At 55.7% G+C, this 16,567-nt stretch carries 14 protein-coding genes; 9 read left to right on the top strand and 5 right to left on the bottom strand.

From position 1 onward, the window contains the following. Positions 1-67 precede the first annotated feature (67 nt). From FKW19_RS07250 to FKW19_RS07230, 5 genes are all read left to right on the top strand, one after another. Positions 68-544, top strand: a complete 477-nt coding sequence (locus tag FKW19_RS07250) for a DUF3429 domain-containing protein (RefSeq protein ID WP_063353937.1) — start codon at positions 68-70, stop codon at positions 542-544. 101 nt (positions 545-645) lie between these two features. Next, complete coding sequence (gene thiO / locus FKW19_RS07245; RefSeq protein ID WP_089178898.1) at positions 646-1,617, top strand: glycine oxidase ThiO; 972 nt, start codon at positions 646-648, stop codon at positions 1,615-1,617. A gap of 13 nt (positions 1,618-1,630) precedes the next feature. Then, positions 1,631-1,828, top strand: coding sequence for a sulfur carrier protein ThiS (gene thiS, locus FKW19_RS07240; protein ID WP_035351465.1), 198 nt, complete (start codon positions 1,631-1,633; stop codon positions 1,826-1,828). 4 nt (positions 1,829-1,832) lie between these two features. After that, positions 1,833-2,609, top strand: a complete 777-nt coding sequence (locus FKW19_RS07235) for a thiazole synthase (protein ID WP_063353938.1) — start codon at positions 1,833-1,835, stop codon at positions 2,607-2,609. Further along, positions 2,606-3,211: a thiamine phosphate synthase gene (locus FKW19_RS07230; protein WP_063353939.1), complete on the top strand. Its 606-nt coding sequence runs from the start codon at positions 2,606-2,608 to the stop codon at positions 3,209-3,211. Before FKW19_RS07235 ends, FKW19_RS07230 begins: the two co-directional genes overlap by 4 nt. An 11-nt stretch (positions 3,212-3,222) precedes the next feature. Here FKW19_RS07230 and recG read toward each other — a convergent pair whose 3' ends face one another. After that, positions 3,223-5,370, bottom strand: coding sequence for an ATP-dependent DNA helicase RecG (gene recG, locus FKW19_RS07225; RefSeq protein ID WP_089178899.1), 2,148 nt, complete (start codon positions 5,368-5,370; stop codon positions 3,223-3,225). Between the two features lie 69 nt (positions 5,371-5,439). On the opposite strand from recG, the gene FKW19_RS07220 reads away from it, so the two are divergent. Then, the gene (locus FKW19_RS07220; protein ID WP_063353941.1) at positions 5,440-5,766 is read left to right on the top strand and encodes a succinate dehydrogenase assembly factor 2; all 327 of its coding nucleotides are present in this window, start codon (positions 5,440-5,442) and stop codon (positions 5,764-5,766) included. Between the two features lie 81 nt (positions 5,767-5,847). Continuing rightward, positions 5,848-9,324, top strand: coding sequence for a transcription-repair coupling factor (mfd, locus tag FKW19_RS07215; protein ID WP_035351459.1), 3,477 nt, complete (start codon positions 5,848-5,850; stop codon positions 9,322-9,324). 52 nt (positions 9,325-9,376) lie between these two features. Here the strand turns inward: mfd and FKW19_RS07210 are convergent, their stop codons facing one another. Then, positions 9,377-10,327 (bottom strand): DUF945 family protein, encoded by a 951-nt coding sequence (locus FKW19_RS07210; RefSeq protein ID WP_063353943.1) that lies wholly within the window; start codon positions 10,325-10,327, stop codon positions 9,377-9,379. A gap of 47 nt (positions 10,328-10,374) precedes the next feature. Between FKW19_RS07210 and FKW19_RS07205 the strand changes: the two genes are divergently transcribed. Together FKW19_RS07205 and FKW19_RS07200 are read left to right on the top strand one after the other, a co-directional pair. Further along, complete coding sequence (locus FKW19_RS07205; RefSeq protein WP_006115184.1) at positions 10,375-11,370, top strand: bile acid:sodium symporter family protein; 996 nt, start codon at positions 10,375-10,377, stop codon at positions 11,368-11,370. Between the two features lie 24 nt (positions 11,371-11,394). Beyond that, positions 11,395-12,840: a pyridoxal-dependent decarboxylase gene (locus tag FKW19_RS07200; protein ID WP_089179908.1), complete on the top strand. Its 1,446-nt coding sequence runs from the start codon at positions 11,395-11,397 to the stop codon at positions 12,838-12,840. A gap of 30 nt (positions 12,841-12,870) precedes the next feature. Here FKW19_RS07200 and cobT read toward each other — a convergent pair whose 3' ends face one another. The 3 genes from cobT to FKW19_RS07185 form a co-directional block, all read right to left on the bottom strand. Next, complete coding sequence (cobT, locus tag FKW19_RS07195) at positions 12,871-14,787, bottom strand: cobaltochelatase subunit CobT (protein ID WP_089179909.1); 1,917 nt, start codon at positions 14,785-14,787, stop codon at positions 12,871-12,873. A gap of 13 nt (positions 14,788-14,800) precedes the next feature. Next, positions 14,801-15,808 (bottom strand): cobaltochelatase subunit CobS, encoded by a 1,008-nt coding sequence (gene cobS / locus FKW19_RS07190; RefSeq protein ID WP_063353944.1) that lies wholly within the window; start codon positions 15,806-15,808, stop codon positions 14,801-14,803. Between the two features lie 89 nt (positions 15,809-15,897). After that, positions 15,898-16,518, bottom strand: a complete 621-nt coding sequence (locus FKW19_RS07185) for a J domain-containing protein (protein ID WP_006115188.1) — start codon at positions 16,516-16,518, stop codon at positions 15,898-15,900. Between the last annotated feature and the right edge of the window lie 49 nt (positions 16,519-16,567).

Here is a 16,567-nt window from a genome sequence, read left to right as displayed (position 1 = left end):
GCTTGTTGGGCTTTTCTGTCAACCACATTGGGTATGAAATTATCAGGTAAAGGCCTGCTGCACGTTCATGAAAAAACTTCCATTTCTGGCTGTCGTGCTCATGGTGGCAGGGCTTTTGCCCTTTGTTGCTTGCACATGCGGCATTGTATTTTTCGATTCCGGCGTGCCAGTGCCCAATCTGTTAATGGCGTTGGTCATTTACGGGGCGGTGTGTCTGTCCTTTATTGGAGCCGTGCATTGGGGTCTGGCGCTGGAGCTTGATCGCGCCATTTTAACCAGCGGGGCAGACAGAGCAGATAATTTGCGTTTGGTCTTGGGGGTTGTGCCTGCCTTTGCCGGATGGATTGCTGCTTATCTGGCGTATGCATGGGTGCCGCTTGCCGGGGTGATAATTTTGGCTGTGCTTTTCCCGCTGGTGGCATTGGCAGAGCGTGGGGCATGGCAACGTGGATGGTTGCCGCCCGGTTACATGGGCATGCGCTGGATTGCCACGGCGGTAACGGAATGTTGCCTGTTGATGGTGCTGCTTGTGCGCGCATTCTGAACATTAAAGCGGCATAACCTCTTGCAGAAGCAGGGTTTGAGGCGTGTTATAACACCAAGTTGTAGCAGCACATCGCCAGTAACGGAGGCAAGGTAGAGAGTATGAACGGCAAACCGCGCATTCTGGTAAAAGGGGCCGGTGTGGCGGGTATGACAGCCGCCGTAGCTCTGGCCGAACGGGGTGGAGATGTTACCCTGTATGACAGCGGAGGCCGCGTGGGAGCCGGGGCCTCATGGATGGCAGGCGGTATGCTTGCCCCATGGTGCGAGGCCGAATCTGCGCCAGAGGAAGTAACAGCCCAATCTATCGATTCGGTAGATTGGTGGGCGGAGCACGTGCCCGATGTTACGCGTGAGGGCAGCCTTGTGTTAGCGCCTGCGCGAGATGTGGGTGAAATTGCCCGCTTTGGCCGCCGCACATCACATTTTCAGACTGTAGGTACGGTAGAAATTACCCAGCTTGAGCCAGATCTGGCAGGCCGTTTCCATAAAGGACTGTTTTTTCCCGATGAAGGGCATGTAGATCCGCGTAAAGCCTTAAAGGCCCTTCTGGCGCGGCTGGAGCAATTGAGTGGCCGTGCCGAGTTTGGCGAAATAAGCCCGAATGAAGCTGCGTTTGACTGGGTGGTGGATTGCACCGGCTTGGCTGCGCGTAACAAGCTAGAGGGCCTGCGAGGTGTGCGGGGTGAAATGCTGCTGTTGCGTTGCCCGGATGTAACGCTGCATCGCCCTGTGCGCATGTTGCACCCCCGTATACCTGTTTACATTGTGCCAAGGGCTGACCATGTGTTCATGGTAGGTGCCACCATGATTGAAAGCGAAAATGCAGGTAGCATGACAGTACGTTCCATGATGGAACTGCTGAACGCGGCATGGACCCTCCACCCCGGATTTGCCGAGGCAGAAATTCTGGAAATGGGCACAGGCTTACGGCCATCTTACCTAGATAACATGCCGCGCGTGGTGCAGGATGGAAAACGCATTTATATCAACGGTATGTACCGGCATGGTTTTCTGCTTTCTCCCGCTCGGGCGCGGGAGGCGGCGGATTTGATATTTGGCGCACAAGCCTAAGGAGCAACGCCCGATGAAAGTTGTGGTTAACGATACAGCGCACGAAGTATCCGCCAAAACACTGGCGGCCCTGATAGATGAGCTTGGCTATAGCGGCGCACGCATTGCTACGGCGCTGAATGGTCGGTTTGTGCCCAAGGCCACGCGAGAGGGAACACAGCTGCAAGAGGGTGCGCAAATTGAAATTGTCGCTCCTATGCAAGGGGGCTAAGGGCATGGCTGTTTCATTTTACGGGCAGGATGTTGTCTCGCCACTTATGCTGGGTACAGCGCAGTATCCATCTCCTGAAATTTTGCGCGATGCCGTGCTGGCGGCACAGCCGGGCGTTGTGACCGTTTCTCTCCGCCGCGAATCTGCGGGGGAGCGGGCTGGACAGGCATTCTGGTCTCTTATTCAGGAACTCAAGGTGCCTGTGCTGCCAAACACGGCGGGCTGCCATACGGTTAAAGAAGCCGTCACCACTGCGCATATGGCGCGGGAAGTGTTCGGCACGGATTGGATCAAGCTGGAAGTGATTGGCGAGCTGGATACGCTCCAGCCAGATGTGTTCGGGCTTGTAGAGGCCGCCCGTATTCTTACGGAAGATGGCTTCAAGGTATTTCCCTACACCACGGAAGATTTGGTAGTGGCGGAAAAGCTGCTGGCCGTAGGGTGTGAGGTGCTGATGCCGTGGGGCGCTCCTATTGGTTCTGGCAAGGGGTTGAACAACGTGTTTGGCCTGCGGGCCATGCGGGCGCATTTTCCCGGCGTACCGTTGGTGGTGGATGCTGGCATTGGCGTACCCTCACACGCTGCGCAGGCGCTGGAGCTTGGTTATGATGCCGTGCTGATAAATACTGCCGTGGCCAAGGCGGGAGATCCCGTTTATATGGCCCGTGCGTTTCGTCTGGCAGTAGAGGCCGGGGAACTGGCCCGTATTGCAGACCCGATGGAAGAGCGCGATATGGCTGTTCCTTCTACTCCCGTTGCAGGAAAGGCCATGCTGGCATGACAGCTCTGCCCCAAAAGATTTATCCCGTTGTTGATAGCGCCATATGGGTGGACAGGCTGGGGGGTGCAGGCGCACGCTTTATTCAGCTTCGCCTGAAAGACATGGATGAAGATGCGCTAAGGGCAGAAATTCGCCAAGGGCATGCGTATGCCAAGCAGCACGGTGTTTGCCTTGTGCTGAACGATTATTGGCAGATCGCGCTGGATGAAGGCATAGATTATATTCATCTGGGGCAGGAAGATCTGGATACGGCAGATCTGGCCGCTATTCGTAAAGGCGGTATTCGCCTTGGCATCAGCACCCATTGCCACGAAGAGCTAGATCGCGCTCTGGGTTGTAACCCGGATTACGTGGCCCTTGGTCCTATTTGGGAAACCAAGCTGAAAAAAATGGCATTCGGCCCCCAAGGCCCGTTGAAGCTGACAGAATGGCGAAAGCTGATTGGCAACCTGCCACTGGTTGCCATAGGTGGTATTACGCTGGAACGTGCTTGGGCGTGTATTGAAGCCGGGGCCGATAGCGTTTCTGCTGTATCGGCCTTTATTCGCCAGCCAGACCCAGAAGGGCAGGTTAAGGCGTGGCTGGCTGCCGTAGAGGGCTAAAGCACACCCGTTTAGCCGCCGCTAAAAATGCGTGCGGCATCGGTTTTATTAAACAGCGCCAGCAAAATACGGGCTGCTACTCGCAAGTTCTTTTCTGGTGTGCTGGTGGGTGGTCCATCTGGTAGAATCTCCGTGGCTTCCTCATGTGCGGTGTCTAACAGCATATCCACCAGCATTTCCGGTGCCATACGGTAATCAGGCAGGCCGGATTGGCGGCGGCCTGTTGCCTCCCCTCCGCCGCGCAGGCGGAAATCCTCATCTGCAATAAGAAAGCCGTCTTCTGTTTCCTTCAGGCAGGAAAGCCGACGGCGCGCCGTAAGGCCCAAGCCTTCATCATGCAGCATAAGGCAGAAGGAGGCATCCGCCCCACGTCCCACGCGGCCACGGAGCTGGTGTAACTGCGCCAAGCCAAAGCGTTCTGCATGTTCGATCACCATAATGGTGGCGGAAGGCACATCCACACCGACTTCAATGACGGTGGTGGCCACGAGCATGCGGGTTTCACCATTGGAAAAGGCTTGCAGCACTTCTTCGCGCACGTTGGCATCTTGCTGCCCATGTGCCAGCCCAATTTTATCTCCAAACCGTTCAACCAAAGCTGCATGGCGGGCCTCGGCAGCGGCCAGATCCATGGCTTCACTTTCAGAAACCAGCGGGCATACCCAAAAAATCTGTGCGCCTTTATCTAGAGCGCGACCAATGCCTGCCAGCACATCTTCAAAATTACCAAGGCTGTGCAGGGATGTGCGCACAGGCTTGCGGCCTGCGGGTTTGCCTTCCAACCGGCTGATCTGCATTTCCCCAAACCGGGTAAGCAACAGCGTGCGGGGGATAGGGGTTGCTGTCATTACCAGCATATCGGTCTCATGGCCTTTTTCTACCAAGGCCAGACGTTGATCGACCCCAAAGCGGTGCTGCTCATCAATAACGGCCAGACCTAGATCAGCAAATTTTACACCGTCCTGCACAAGTGCGTGGGTGCCGACCACCAGCTTGGCAGTGCCATCTGCTATATCCTGCAAGGTTTGTTTGCGCGCCTTGCCTTTGACAGAGCTGGATAAAAACGCCACCGGCACGGGGGAGAGGCGCCGGAACGTAGCCGCATGCTGGCGGGCCAAAATTTCCGTAGGGGCCATAAGGGCGGCTTGGGTGCCAGCTTCTACTGCACGCAGCATAGCCATAAGAGCCACAAGCGTTTTGCCCGCACCCACATCACCCTGCAAAAGGCGGCTCATACAGTGCGGAGTAGCCATATCGGCTTCAATCTCGCGCAGAACGTGTTTTTGGCCGTAAGTAAGCTCATGCCCAAAGCTGGCGAGTGCCTGCTTTTGTAAGGTGCCATCACCATTCAGGCTCCGGCCGGGCCGGGCGCGGGATGCCTGCTGGGCAATGCGCATGGCTAATTGGTCTGCCAGCAGTTCATCACACGCTAAGCGAGCCTGCGCACGCGTGCGGCTGCCGTGCCATGTATCACCTTGTGCGCTATCTGGAATGGTGTCTGGAAAGTGCATCCAGCTTAGAGCTGTGGCAAAATCGGGCCAGTTTTTTTGCATGATAAGCGCTTTATCGTGCCATTCAGGCAGGGTAGGCGGCAAAAGGCGCAGAGCGGCGGCCATAGCCATGCGCACCTGCCCGGTAAACAATCCAGCCGTAAGGGGCCAAACGGGGTCTAGCAGCGGAATGCGCTCTATCTGGTTTGCAGGCACCAGATAATCGGGGGACGTGATGGTGAGTTTATCACCAAAACGTTCAACCTTGCCAGAAAGGGCAATACTTTCTCCCTTTACAACCTGCTTGGCCTGCCAAGGGGAAAAGAAGGCAACTTCCAGTACACTGGTGGCATCATCAATCATCACGCGCCACGGTTGGCGGGTGCGTGGGGCGGGGCTGCGAATATCCTGCACCACGCCTGTAACGGTTGCGATTGTATCGGGCCTGAGTTGCGCCAATGTGGGGCGCAGCCTGCGGTCTGTAATGCTTTCGGGCAGGCAGAACAGCAGGTCTATCACCCTGCGCCCGCCCGCAATGCGGCCCAGCAGCTTGGCACGTGCGGTGCTAATGCCGGGCAGGCTTTCAAGCGGGGCCAGTAATGGGGCTAGGGCAGAATTGCCATCTTGCCCTGTAGCCGAAGAGGATGTGAAGGAAAGGGGACTGGACACAAGCGATACACAAGCCTCTGTTTGGCAGGCTGACAGACAGGTTTAGCAACGGTATAGGATACCAGCGCCATGCAAGACAATTTTACAGTTTCTCCCTCATCTTCCTCCAGCGCATCTGGCGTGGCGGAAGATAATCTGGCTGCCCGCAGGCGGCGGCTGAAGTTCCGTGCCAACCATCGGGGCACGTTTGAAACAGATATTCTGATTGGCGGCTTTGTAGAAGCCAATGCAGATACCATGACGGCAGAAGAACTGACGGACATGGAAAACATTCTGGAAATGCCAGATCCGGAACTAACAGACTGGCTGTTTGGCCGCCTGCCATTGCCGGAAGAGAAAGCCACCCCCATGTTACGCCGTATGGTGGAAGATAGCCGTATCAGGCGCGGCGGTTAGTATAAACCCTTCAGGCTCCGGCACAGGCATGCTGGCGGCTTGCGGGGTTTGCGTATTTAAGCAGAACAGGCGGATACCAGGATGACAGCACAAACAGGCGCACAAAAGCGGATAGCAACCGTATGGGGCGTGCCAGAAGGGTATGATGCCCTTTTGCTGGGCCGCCGTGCGCGGGATCATAAAGGCCCCGTGCTGCATATTGCGCGAAATGATGCCGCTATGGCCCGCCTGAATGATATGCTGGCCTTTGTCGCGCCTGATGTGGAAGTGCTGCGTTTTCCCGCATGGGATTGCCTGCCGTATGACAGGGTTTCTCCCAACCCTTCCATTGTGGCTGAGCGTGTTTCCACCCTTACGCGCTTGCTGGAACCCGCAAAAGGTCGCCCACGGCTTGTGCTGGCTACGGTGAACGCCGTGGTGCAACGTGTTGCCCCACGTAAAACGTTTGAGGGGCAATCCCTTTCTATTCGCACGGGGGAAAGTCTGGATCAGGGCTTTCTGATCGAGTTGCTGATCGCCAATGGTTACACCCGCACGGATACCGTGATGGAAGCCGGGGAGTTTGCAACCCGTGGCGGTATTTTTGATTTGTACCCCGCCGGGGCGGGTGAACCCCTGCGGCTTGATCTGTTTGGCGATGAAGTTGAGAACATCCGGGCGTTTGATCCCGGTTCCCAGCGTTCTACCGCTAAGCGCGATGGGCTGACACTTTGCCCTGTTTCCGAATTCTCATTGGATAAGGAAAGCATTTCACGCTTCCGCACTGGCTGGCGTGATGCCTTTGGCCCCGCAGCAACGTCTGACCCACTTTATGAACATATTTCAGACGGGCGCAGGCATCCGGGCATCGAGCACTGGCTGCCTTTGTTCCATGATCATTTAGAAACGCTGTTCGATTATCTACCCGATGTGGCTGTTTCACTCGAACATCAGGCAGAGGATGTGCTTAAAGCCCGGTTGGAAATGATAGAAGATCACTATCAGGCCCGCCGCCAACCTGTGCGGGAAGGGGAAATACCTTACCGTCCGCTGCCTCCGCATTTGCTCTATCTGGATGAAAAAGGGTGGGATGCCAGCTTGGCTCGTGTGCCTGTGGTGGCATTTAGCCCCTATGCACAACCCGAGGGCGCCGGAGGTGTGGATGTAGGTGGCCGTCCGGGCAAGATGTTTTCCAAAATTGTACCCGGTGCCCAGCGTGAGCAGGTGTTTACGCTCTTGGGGGATCAGGTAAAGGAATGGGCGCAGGTTAAGCGCCGCGCTTTTGTAGCCGCATGGACCAAAGGCTCGCGCGAGCGCATTGCCACATTACTGCGAGAGCACGGCGTACCCACCCAAACATATGAGACATGGGAGCAGGCCCACAAAGCCAAACCCGGCCCGGTTGGTTTGCTGACCCTTGGTTTGGAACGCGGCTTTGTTGCGGATGATCTGGCGTTTGTTTCTGAACAGGATCTGTTAGGTGAACGTATTGGTCGTCCACCGCGCCGTCGCCGTCGTGCTGATGAACTGATTGCCGAAGCCAGTGAACTTTCAGCCGGTGATCTGGTGGTGCATCAGGATTACGGGATAGGCCGTTACGATGGTCTGGAAACAGTAAGTGTAGGCGTAGCCCCGCATGATTGCTTGCGCCTGCTGTATGATGGCGGACAGAAACTCTACCTGCCTGTAGAGAACATTGAACTGCTTAGCCGCTTTGGATCAGACCAAGCTGGTGTTGCGCTGGATAAGCTGGGCGGCACGGCATGGCAGAACCGTAAATCGCAAATGAAAAAGCGCATCCGCGATATGGCGGGTGAGCTTATCAGAACCGCCGCCATGCGGGCGTTGAAGGAAGCGCCAGAACTGGTTCCGCCGGAGGGGCAGTGGGATGAGTTCTGTGCCCGCTTCCCATTTGTAGAAACGGATGATCAGGCACGCGCTATTGCTGATGTGCTGGAAGATATGTCCTCCGGCCGACCAATGGATCGGCTGGTGTGTGGTGATGTCGGCTTTGGTAAAACCGAGGTAGCATTGCGCGCGGCGTTTGTGGCGGCCATGTCTGGCGGGCAGGTGGCTGTTGTGGTGCCCACCACTTTGTTGGCGCGGCAGCATTATCGCACCTTTGCCGCACGGTTTGAGGGCTTTCCCATCAAGGTGGCGCAACTTTCCCGCATGGTAACGGGTAAGGAAGCAACAGCAGTGCGTAAGGGCATTGCAGATGGAAGCGTGAACATTGTTATTGGTACGCATGCACTGCTGGCCAAAACGGTTCAGTTTGCCTCGCTCGAACTGCTGATTATTGATGAAGAACAGCACTTTGGCGTGTCTCATAAGGAAAAGCTGAAAGCCCTGCGTGAAGATGTGCATGTGCTTACACTTTCCGCCACACCTTTGCCGCGTACGCTCCAACTCTCGCTTTCCGGCGTGAGGGAAATGAGCCTGATTGCCACCCCACCAACAGACAGGCTGGCGGTGCGCACTTTCATCATGCCGTTTGATAGCGTGGTGATAAGGGAGGCCATCCAGCGCGAACGCTTCCGTGGTGGGCAGATTTTCTGCGTGGCCCCGCGTATTGAGGATCTGGACAGGCTGGCCGAACGGCTTACGGCTATTGTGCCCGATGCCAGGCTGATACAGGCACATGGCCGCCTTTCCGCCACCGAACTGGAACGGGTGATGACCGAGTTTTCAGACGGCAAATACGATATTCTGCTCTCCACCAATATTGTGGAAAGTGGGCTGGATATGCCCGCAGTGAATACGCTGATTATCCATAGGGCGGACATGTTTGGCCTTGGGCAGCTTTACCAGCTGCGCGGGCGTGTGGGGCGTGGCAAGCAACGAGGTTATGCTTACCTTACATGGCCTCAAACACATGTGCTTTCAGCTTCTGCGGAAAAGCGGCTGGAAGTAATGCAAACGCTGGATACGCTGGGTGCTGGCTTTACGCTGGCCTCGCACGATCTGGATTTGCGTGGCGCGGGTAATTTGTTGGGTGATCAACAATCCGGCCATGTGCGTGAAGTGGGGATCGAACTGTACCAGCAGATGCTGGAAGATGCTGTGGCCGACCTGCGCTCAGATAAAAATCGTCGTGCCGCAGAAGATCGGGATTGGACGCCCAATATTGTCATGGGTCTGCCCGTATTGATCCCAGATGAATATGTAACCGATCTGCCCGTCCGACTTGGGCTCTACCGCCGCATCAGCGCGCTGGCATCCGATGCGGAACTGGAAGCCATGGAAGCCGAGCTGATAGATCGCTTTGGTTCTCTGCCGCCGGAGGTAAAAAACCTTCTGGATATTGTAGAGCTTAAGCGCCTGTGCCGTCAGGCCGGGGTAGAGCGTGTAGAGGCTGGCCCTAAAGGCATGGTACTGCAATTCCGTAACAACACCTTCCGCAACCCGGCAGGGTTGGTGCAGTGGATGGGGAAATGGAAGGATGGCACAGTCCGCCTACGCCCAGACCATAAAATGGCGGTTGTGCGCGAACTGACGAACGTGCAGCGCATAGATCTGGCCCGGCGTGTTTTGAAAGATCTGGCTGGTATGTGCGAAAAAGTAATGGAAATGGCCTAACAAGACCCAGAGAGCCGGAGGGGTTTAAAAGCATCCCCTCCGGCGCGTTTGCTTATTTAAGCGGAATGGGGAAGCCATTTACGGTGAGTACGCCGCTTTCCCATTTTGTATCCCACGTATTCTGTTCACCATGTTTGTGGCTGACCAAACGGGCCACAACCATGCCTGCGGCCAGCTTCATCTGTTTGGCGGTGCGGGCCTTATCAATAAGTGTTTCCAGATTGGTAATTTCCAGATGCCCAGAGGCTGATGTGTTGTTCACATTGCCTGTCAGCGTTGCCACACCATTGCCGTGCAAAGAAGCCTCACCCTGTGTGGCATCAAAGCTGGAAATGGTGGCATGCACAGCCGGAGCGCTGGCACTGCGGCCACCAATGGCGCTCATAAGGGCGGGCACTTCCGCAGCAGGAAGCGAGAACGTGGCATGGGCTGCTGTGGGTAGCAGATCCTGATTGGCAACGTTATGGAAGCTTACTCCATCCATCCCCAATGATGCCGAAGCCGTCGCACTGCCGCCCTGCATCTGATAGCGCGCGGTATTAACAGTTACCTGTGCAGCCCCGTGCGCCAGCGTGGCGTTTTGCCATGTTAGATCATAGCTTTTACCGGCCTGCAGGCCTGCCAACACGCGTTTGCCCTGTGTGTTCAGCCAATCTGTGCACGCGGCATTGTGATGCCCCGTCATGGCGGACATCAGGAGCAGAGAGGCCGCATCTGCCAGATCATGCGTGGCTTCAGGCGTTTCGCCAGAACCATGCAGGGTTAAGTGGCCAGCCTTAAAGGTTGTGCCACCGTCTGGCGTGCGTAACACCAGATTCTGGTAGGTAACGCCTTGCGCCGTTTCCTGCCCAGAAGCGCGGGAAACCACCGCGCAGCCAGAAGGAGGGGCCGCAAAAGCCGGAGCCGCAGTAACTGTGGCATAAATGCTCACAGCACCGAGAACGGAGAGGGACAGGAAAGTATACTGCTTCATTTCAACCAAAGGGTGCCGTAAGTAAAACAGGCAGGCAACCAGAAAGAAGCCAGAAAGAAAAACGAAAGGGCAGGCGCGTGCGGTTTTTGAAAATGGACCCTTTTTTAATGGGGTTGGTCAGTGCTGTGCTGCTGGCAACGTTCTTTCCCTGTCATGGGGTAGCTGTGCCGGTTTTTAGGTGGCTTTCCATTAGCCTGATTGCCCTAATGTTTTTTTTGCAAGGAGCAAGGCTTTCTCGCAAAGCTGTGGTGGATGGCTTGGTTGCGTGGAAGCTGCACCTGCTTATTTTGTGCTGCACCTTTGTGTTGTTCCCTCTGCTGGGGCTATTGGGCCATGCGCTGCTGCCCAACCTGATGCAGCCTGAAATCTGGATGGGCGTGCTGTTTTTGTGCTGCCTGCCTTCTACGGTACAGTCTTCCATTGCCTTTACATCCATTGGCGGGGGCAATGTGCCTGCGGCGGTGTGTGCGGCCACGGCCTCCAATGTTCTGGGTATTTTTATTACGCCCGTTTTGGTGGGGCTGATTCTGAGCAAGCATGGGGGCGCGGCCGGTAACCCGCTGGATATTGTTTACCAGCTTTTGCTGCCGTTTATTTTGGGGCAGGTGTTGCAACCGTGGCTTGGCCCGTGGGCGCACCGCAATAAAAAACTTCTGTCTTTTTCAGACCGAGGCTCTGTGCTGGTGGTGGTGTATGCAGCGTTCAGTGATGCCGTTATGCAAGGGCTGTGGCACAAGCTACCGGTAACAGAAATGGGCGTGATTGCGCTGGTGGATGCTGTGTTGCTGTTTGTTGTGCTGGGTATTACCATTTTTGCCGGTCGTGCTTTTGGCCTGCCACTTAAAGATGAAATTGCAGTGGTGTTCTGTGGCTCCAAAAAAACGCTGGCATCTGGGGTGCCTATGGCCAACGTGCTGTTCCCGCCTGCATCGGTGGGGATGATTGTTCTCCCACTTATGATGTATCACCAGATCCAGCTTTTTGTGTGCGCTGTTCTGGCCCGCCGTTTTGCCCGTATGACACAGCAGGCAGAACAGCATGAGCAAAAGCCAGAGATACGTCACGCATCCTGAATACGGATATTGGAGAAAACAGAAGTGGCCGGGTTAGATCCAGAAAACTGGGAAGAATTGCGCACACTAGGCCACCGCATGTTGGACGACATGCTTGAGTCCATAAAAAACGTGGCAAAAGGCCCCGTGTGGCAGCCTATGCCAGATACATTGCGGCAGAATTTTAAGCAGGCTTCTTTACCCCAAAGCGCACAGGCGCTTGAAGGGCTGTATGAGCAGTTTGCCAATACAGTTCAGCCTTATGCTGTCGGTAATCGGCACCCACGTTTTATGGGGTGGGTGCATGGCGGCGGCACGGCGCAGGGCATGCTGGCAGAAATGTTGGCTGCGGGCCTAAATGCCAATCTGGGTGGGCGCAACCATGCACCAGTAGAAGTGGAACGCATGGTTATCCGCTGGGCAGCGGAAATGTTCGGCTTTCCGGATACTACCAGCGGTGTGTTGGTAACCGGTTCTTCCATGGCCAATTTTATTGCCATTCTTACGGCCAGCCGCGCAGTGCCAGATGGTACGGATTTGCGCGAGCAAGGTGTGGCAGGCCGTAAGCTGGTAGGATACGCCGCACAAACGGCACATGGTTGTGTAGCCCGGGCATTTGATATGGCCGGATTGGGCATGAAGGCCCTGCGCCGCGTGCCAGTAGATGCCGCATTCCGTATGGATATGCAGGCGCTACGCCGCATGGTGGCGCAGGATAGGGCAGATGGATACGAGCCTTTTCTGGTTGTCGGCACGGCAGGCACTGTAGATACCGGGAGTGTGGACCCGCTGGACGATCTGGCAGATTACGCAAAGGCCGAAAAGCTCTGGTTTCATGTAGATGGCGCATTTGGGGCGTTGGCGCAGTTGGCGCCAGACTATGCGCCATTACTCAAGGGGCTGGAGCGAGCCGATAGCCTTGCCTTCGATTTTCATAAATGGGCACAGGTACCTTACGATGCAGGCTGCGTGTTGGTGCGTGAACAGGGGCGGCAAGCGGCAACCTTTGCACAGTCCTTAGCCTATCTCTCACGCGAGGATCGTGGGTTGGCGGCGGATGCCCCGTGGTTTTGTGATTTGGGGCCAGATCTTTCACGCGGCTTTCGTGCGCTTAAGGTATGGTTCACGCTGGCGGGGTTTGGCACCCAAGGGCTGGGCAATGTGGTGGCGCAATCCTGCACGGTGGCGCAGTATCTGGCATCCCGCGTGGCGGATACGCCCGGCCTTACGTTGCTGGCTCCGGTAACACTGAATATTGTGTGTTTTCGGGTGGATGTGCCTGATGTGGATGATCTGGATACGCTTAATGTGGAACTGGTGAAGGATCTTCAGGAAAGTGGCATTGCCGCGCCATCTACCACGCGCATTTACGGCAAGTTGGCTATTCGTGCGGCTATTGTAAACCACCGCACTACCAAGGAAGATGCAGATATCATGCTGGCTGGCTTGGTAGATCTGGCGCAAGCCCGTTTGGGCCGCCCGCTGGCCTAAACCAAAGCCGGGCAGGCGGCGCGTTCTTCCTTAACGTGCGCGTTTGCGCGGCCGGCGTTTTTCTTCAAACAGAGCGGAAAGGGACTGGAGCATAGTTCCCCCCAGTTCCTCCGCATCTGTAATGGTAACGGCTTTTTGGTAATAGCGGGTAACATCGTGCCCAATACCAATGGCAGTGAGTTCCACCGGGCTACGGTTTTCGATCATATCGATAACAGCGCGCAGGTGGTCTTCCAAATAGGACGCCGGATTGACGGAAAGTGTGCTGTCATCCACCGGTGCGCCATCTGAAATCACCATCAAAATCTTACGGGCTTCCTGCCGGTTTTTAATGCGATTCCATGCCCAAAGCAGGGCTTCACCATCTATGTTTTCTTTTAGCAGGCCTTCACGCAGCATCAGGCCCAGATTGGTGCGCGCACGCCGCCACGGCATATCTGCTGATTTATAGATAATGTGGCGCAAATCATTCAGGCGGCCCGGTTCAGGCGGCTTGCCGTTTTGCAACCAGAGTTCCCGGCTTTGGCCACCTTTCCATGCGCGAGTGGTAAAGCCCAGAATTTCCACTTTTACGCCGCAGCGTTCCAGCGTGCGGGCCAGAATATCCCCGCACGATGCGGCAACAGAAATAGGCCGTCCGCGCATGGAGCCGGAATTATCAATCAGCAGGGTTACAACCGTATCGCGGAATTCCGTATCCTTTTCCTGCTTATAGGATAGGGAGAGCATGGGGTTGACCACAATGCGGGACAGGCGGCCTGCATCCAGAATGCCTTCTTCCAGATCGAAAGACCAAGAGCGGGTTTGCTGCGCCATCAAACGGCGCTGGAGCCGGTTGGCAAGCCGAGATACCACACCATGCAAGGTGGCTAATTGCAGATCAAGCTGGTGCCGCAGGCGAGAGAGTTCTTCTGGATCACACAGTTCTTCTGCGCGAATTTCTTCATCAAACTGGGTGGTGTAGGGGTGGTAGCCTCTGGCTGTCAGGCCGGGTTCATTTTCCGGCTGGCGGCCGGGGCCTGCGGCTTCCCCCGTACCTTCTCCCATGCTGGCATCACGTTCTTCTTCTGCAAATTCTGAAGAAGATTCGCTACTGCCTGCCATCAGTTGAGGTTGAGAGATTTCCTCTTCCTGCTCCTCCTGTTGAGGAGATGTATTTTCTTCCTGATCTGGAGGTGGTGGGTTTGAATCATCTTGCGAATCGGCAGCTTGGGAAGAATCGTTGTTGGCATCCATGTCTTCAGATGCCGTGTCATCTTCTGTCAGGGCGCAGGCAGCCATAAGTTGACGGCTGGCGCGTGCATATGCGGCCTGATCCGTCTGGTGCTTTGCCATTTCATCCAAGGCGCTTAACGCGTTGGGTGGCAGCGTCTGCTTCCATTTTTCTAAAATGGCCTGCGCAGGTTCAGGAACTGGTTGGCCTGTCAGTTTTTCACGCGCCAGCAGTTCCAGCCCAACCACAGGGGAAAGCTGAGAGGCCTCTGTCATCCGATCTAGCCCGGATACACGTATATCTTGTTCAAGCCGATGCCGCAGGTTGGCCGCCACGCCTTTCATGTGGCGCGCGCCTACAGATTCGATTCTAGCTTGCTCCAGCGCATCATACACATCACGCGCCTGCGTTTCGGCTGGTTGGCGGGCAGCGTGCAGGGCAAAGTCATGGTGTTTCAGGCGCAGCGCCTGTGCATCTGCTGCGCCACGAATGCGCTTCCTTTCTTCCTCACTCAGATTGAGAGAGGGAGATTGGAGCCGCACTTTTTCCCCAAGGCTGATCGGGGCCAGCGGCATGTTGCCACTGTGGAAGGAAACATCTGCCTCTTTTTGTCCGCCTATGGCGCGTAAAGCGGCAGATGTGGCCTGTTTGAAAGTGTCTGCCCGTTTTTCCGCCTGCTCCCGAGAGAGAGACGGTGTATTGGGAGCAGACGGGCCTTTGGTGCGATCAGCCATGAAGAAATCCGATTCAGGCAGTGCGGCCGGGCAGCGGGCTGGCATTGAAGCAGCGCTGATAATATTCCGCTACCATGCCGCGTTCGGCTTCATCACACTTGTTCAGGAAGGTGACGCGGAAGGCAAAGGCCACATCTTTGAAGATGCGGTCATTTTCCGCCCAGGCAATAACCCCACGTGGAGACATAACGGTGGAGAGGTCTCCCGCCATAAAGCCGGAGCGGGTGAGGGCTGCTAGCGCCACCATGTTATCAATTTTATCACGTGTGGCTTTGTCATCTTCTGCAATGCCCAGACGCGCGCATACAATACCCACTTCCTGCTGGTGCGGCAGATAGTTTAGGGAGGTGACAATATTCCACCTATCCATCTGGGCTTGGTTGATCTGCTGCGTGCCGTGATACAGCCCGGTTGTATCACCCAGCCCAACGGTGTTGGCCGTGGCAAACAGGCGGAAGAACGGGTTGGGGGAGATCACGCGGTTTTGGTCTAGAAGGGTCAGTTTGCCTTCTACTTCCAGCACGCGCTGGATCACAAACATCACATCAGCGCGGCCTGCATCGTATTCATCAAACACCAGTGCGCAGGGGCGCTGAAGGCACCACGGCAGCAGGCCTTCCTGAAATTCGGTAATCTGCTGGCCGTCCTTCACCACAATGGCGTCCTTGCCAATCAGATCAATGCGCGAAATGTGGCTGTCCAGATTGATGCGAATGCACGGCCAGTTCAGGCGTGCGGCAATCTGTTCAATGTGGGAGGATTTGCCGGTGCCATGGAAGCCCTGCACCATCACGCGGCGGTTGAAGGCAAAGCCTGCCAGAATGGCCAGCGTGGTATCGTGGTCGAACAGATAAGCTTTATCCACTTCTGGCACATGTTCTGTGCGAATGGAAAAGGCAGGCACCTTCATGTCAGAATCAAGGCCGAACACATCACGCACACTTACTTCCATATCTGGTACAGAAATGGCTGAAATGGGCGGGAGTTCGGAAGCGTTGGACTGGCTGGAAATATCCGTCATGGCTATATGTCTGCGCTCTTTGTCTGACAGGAAAGAAAAAAGGCAAAGCAACCGAAAATATATGATGCCTTAAAATGCAGCATACATCATTACAGCGCTTTTTCGAGGCTTTCGGTTAAGAGATGGGTCTTCACAATCGTGAAGGCAACATTGATTTTTTTAAGCCGTTCTTCGGCATTCCGGTCTCCGTTATTGGTGTCCGGATGGTGTTTGCGCGCCAATGCCCGGTAATGGCTTTTGGCTTCTTCCATACTGACAGGCCAAGAAAGCCCCAGAATTGCCAAAGGTTCCCGCAATGCCGCAGGGGCGGATGTGCGCTCCTGATAAGCCTGCGCCCGTGCGCGCTCCGCACGGGAGCGGCGGTTCTGGCCCAGAATATCCAGCGGGTCTAGAATATCCTCTTCATTGGGTGTAGCGCGCTTTGCACCTTTGGCGCTTTGGCCAAAAGCCCATGTTGGTCGGTCCCACCCGATATCTGCGCGCAGATGCGCTTCAATCTGGCCAGGGCTCATGCCTTTATAATAATCCCACCGCGCATTATATTCCCGAACATGGTTGAGGCAGAACCAGTAATACTGGTTCAGCGCATCGCGCGAGCGAGGGGCACGGTAACCAGCCTGTTCCTGACAGCTCGGCATGTCACAGCAACGTGCTGGTGCATCAGGATCAGGATCGAACGCGCGGGGGCGGGTGTTCCTACGTTTAATCATTTAGCGTTATGTGCGGTGCAAAAGCATCTGTAGCAAGAGGTAAACAGGG

This window comes from Acetobacter sp. DmW_125128 (assembly GCF_008704325.1).
GTDB lineage: Bacteria > Pseudomonadota > Alphaproteobacteria > Acetobacterales > Acetobacteraceae > Acetobacter > Acetobacter oryzifermentans.
This window is presented reverse-complemented; position numbering and strand designations above follow the sequence as displayed.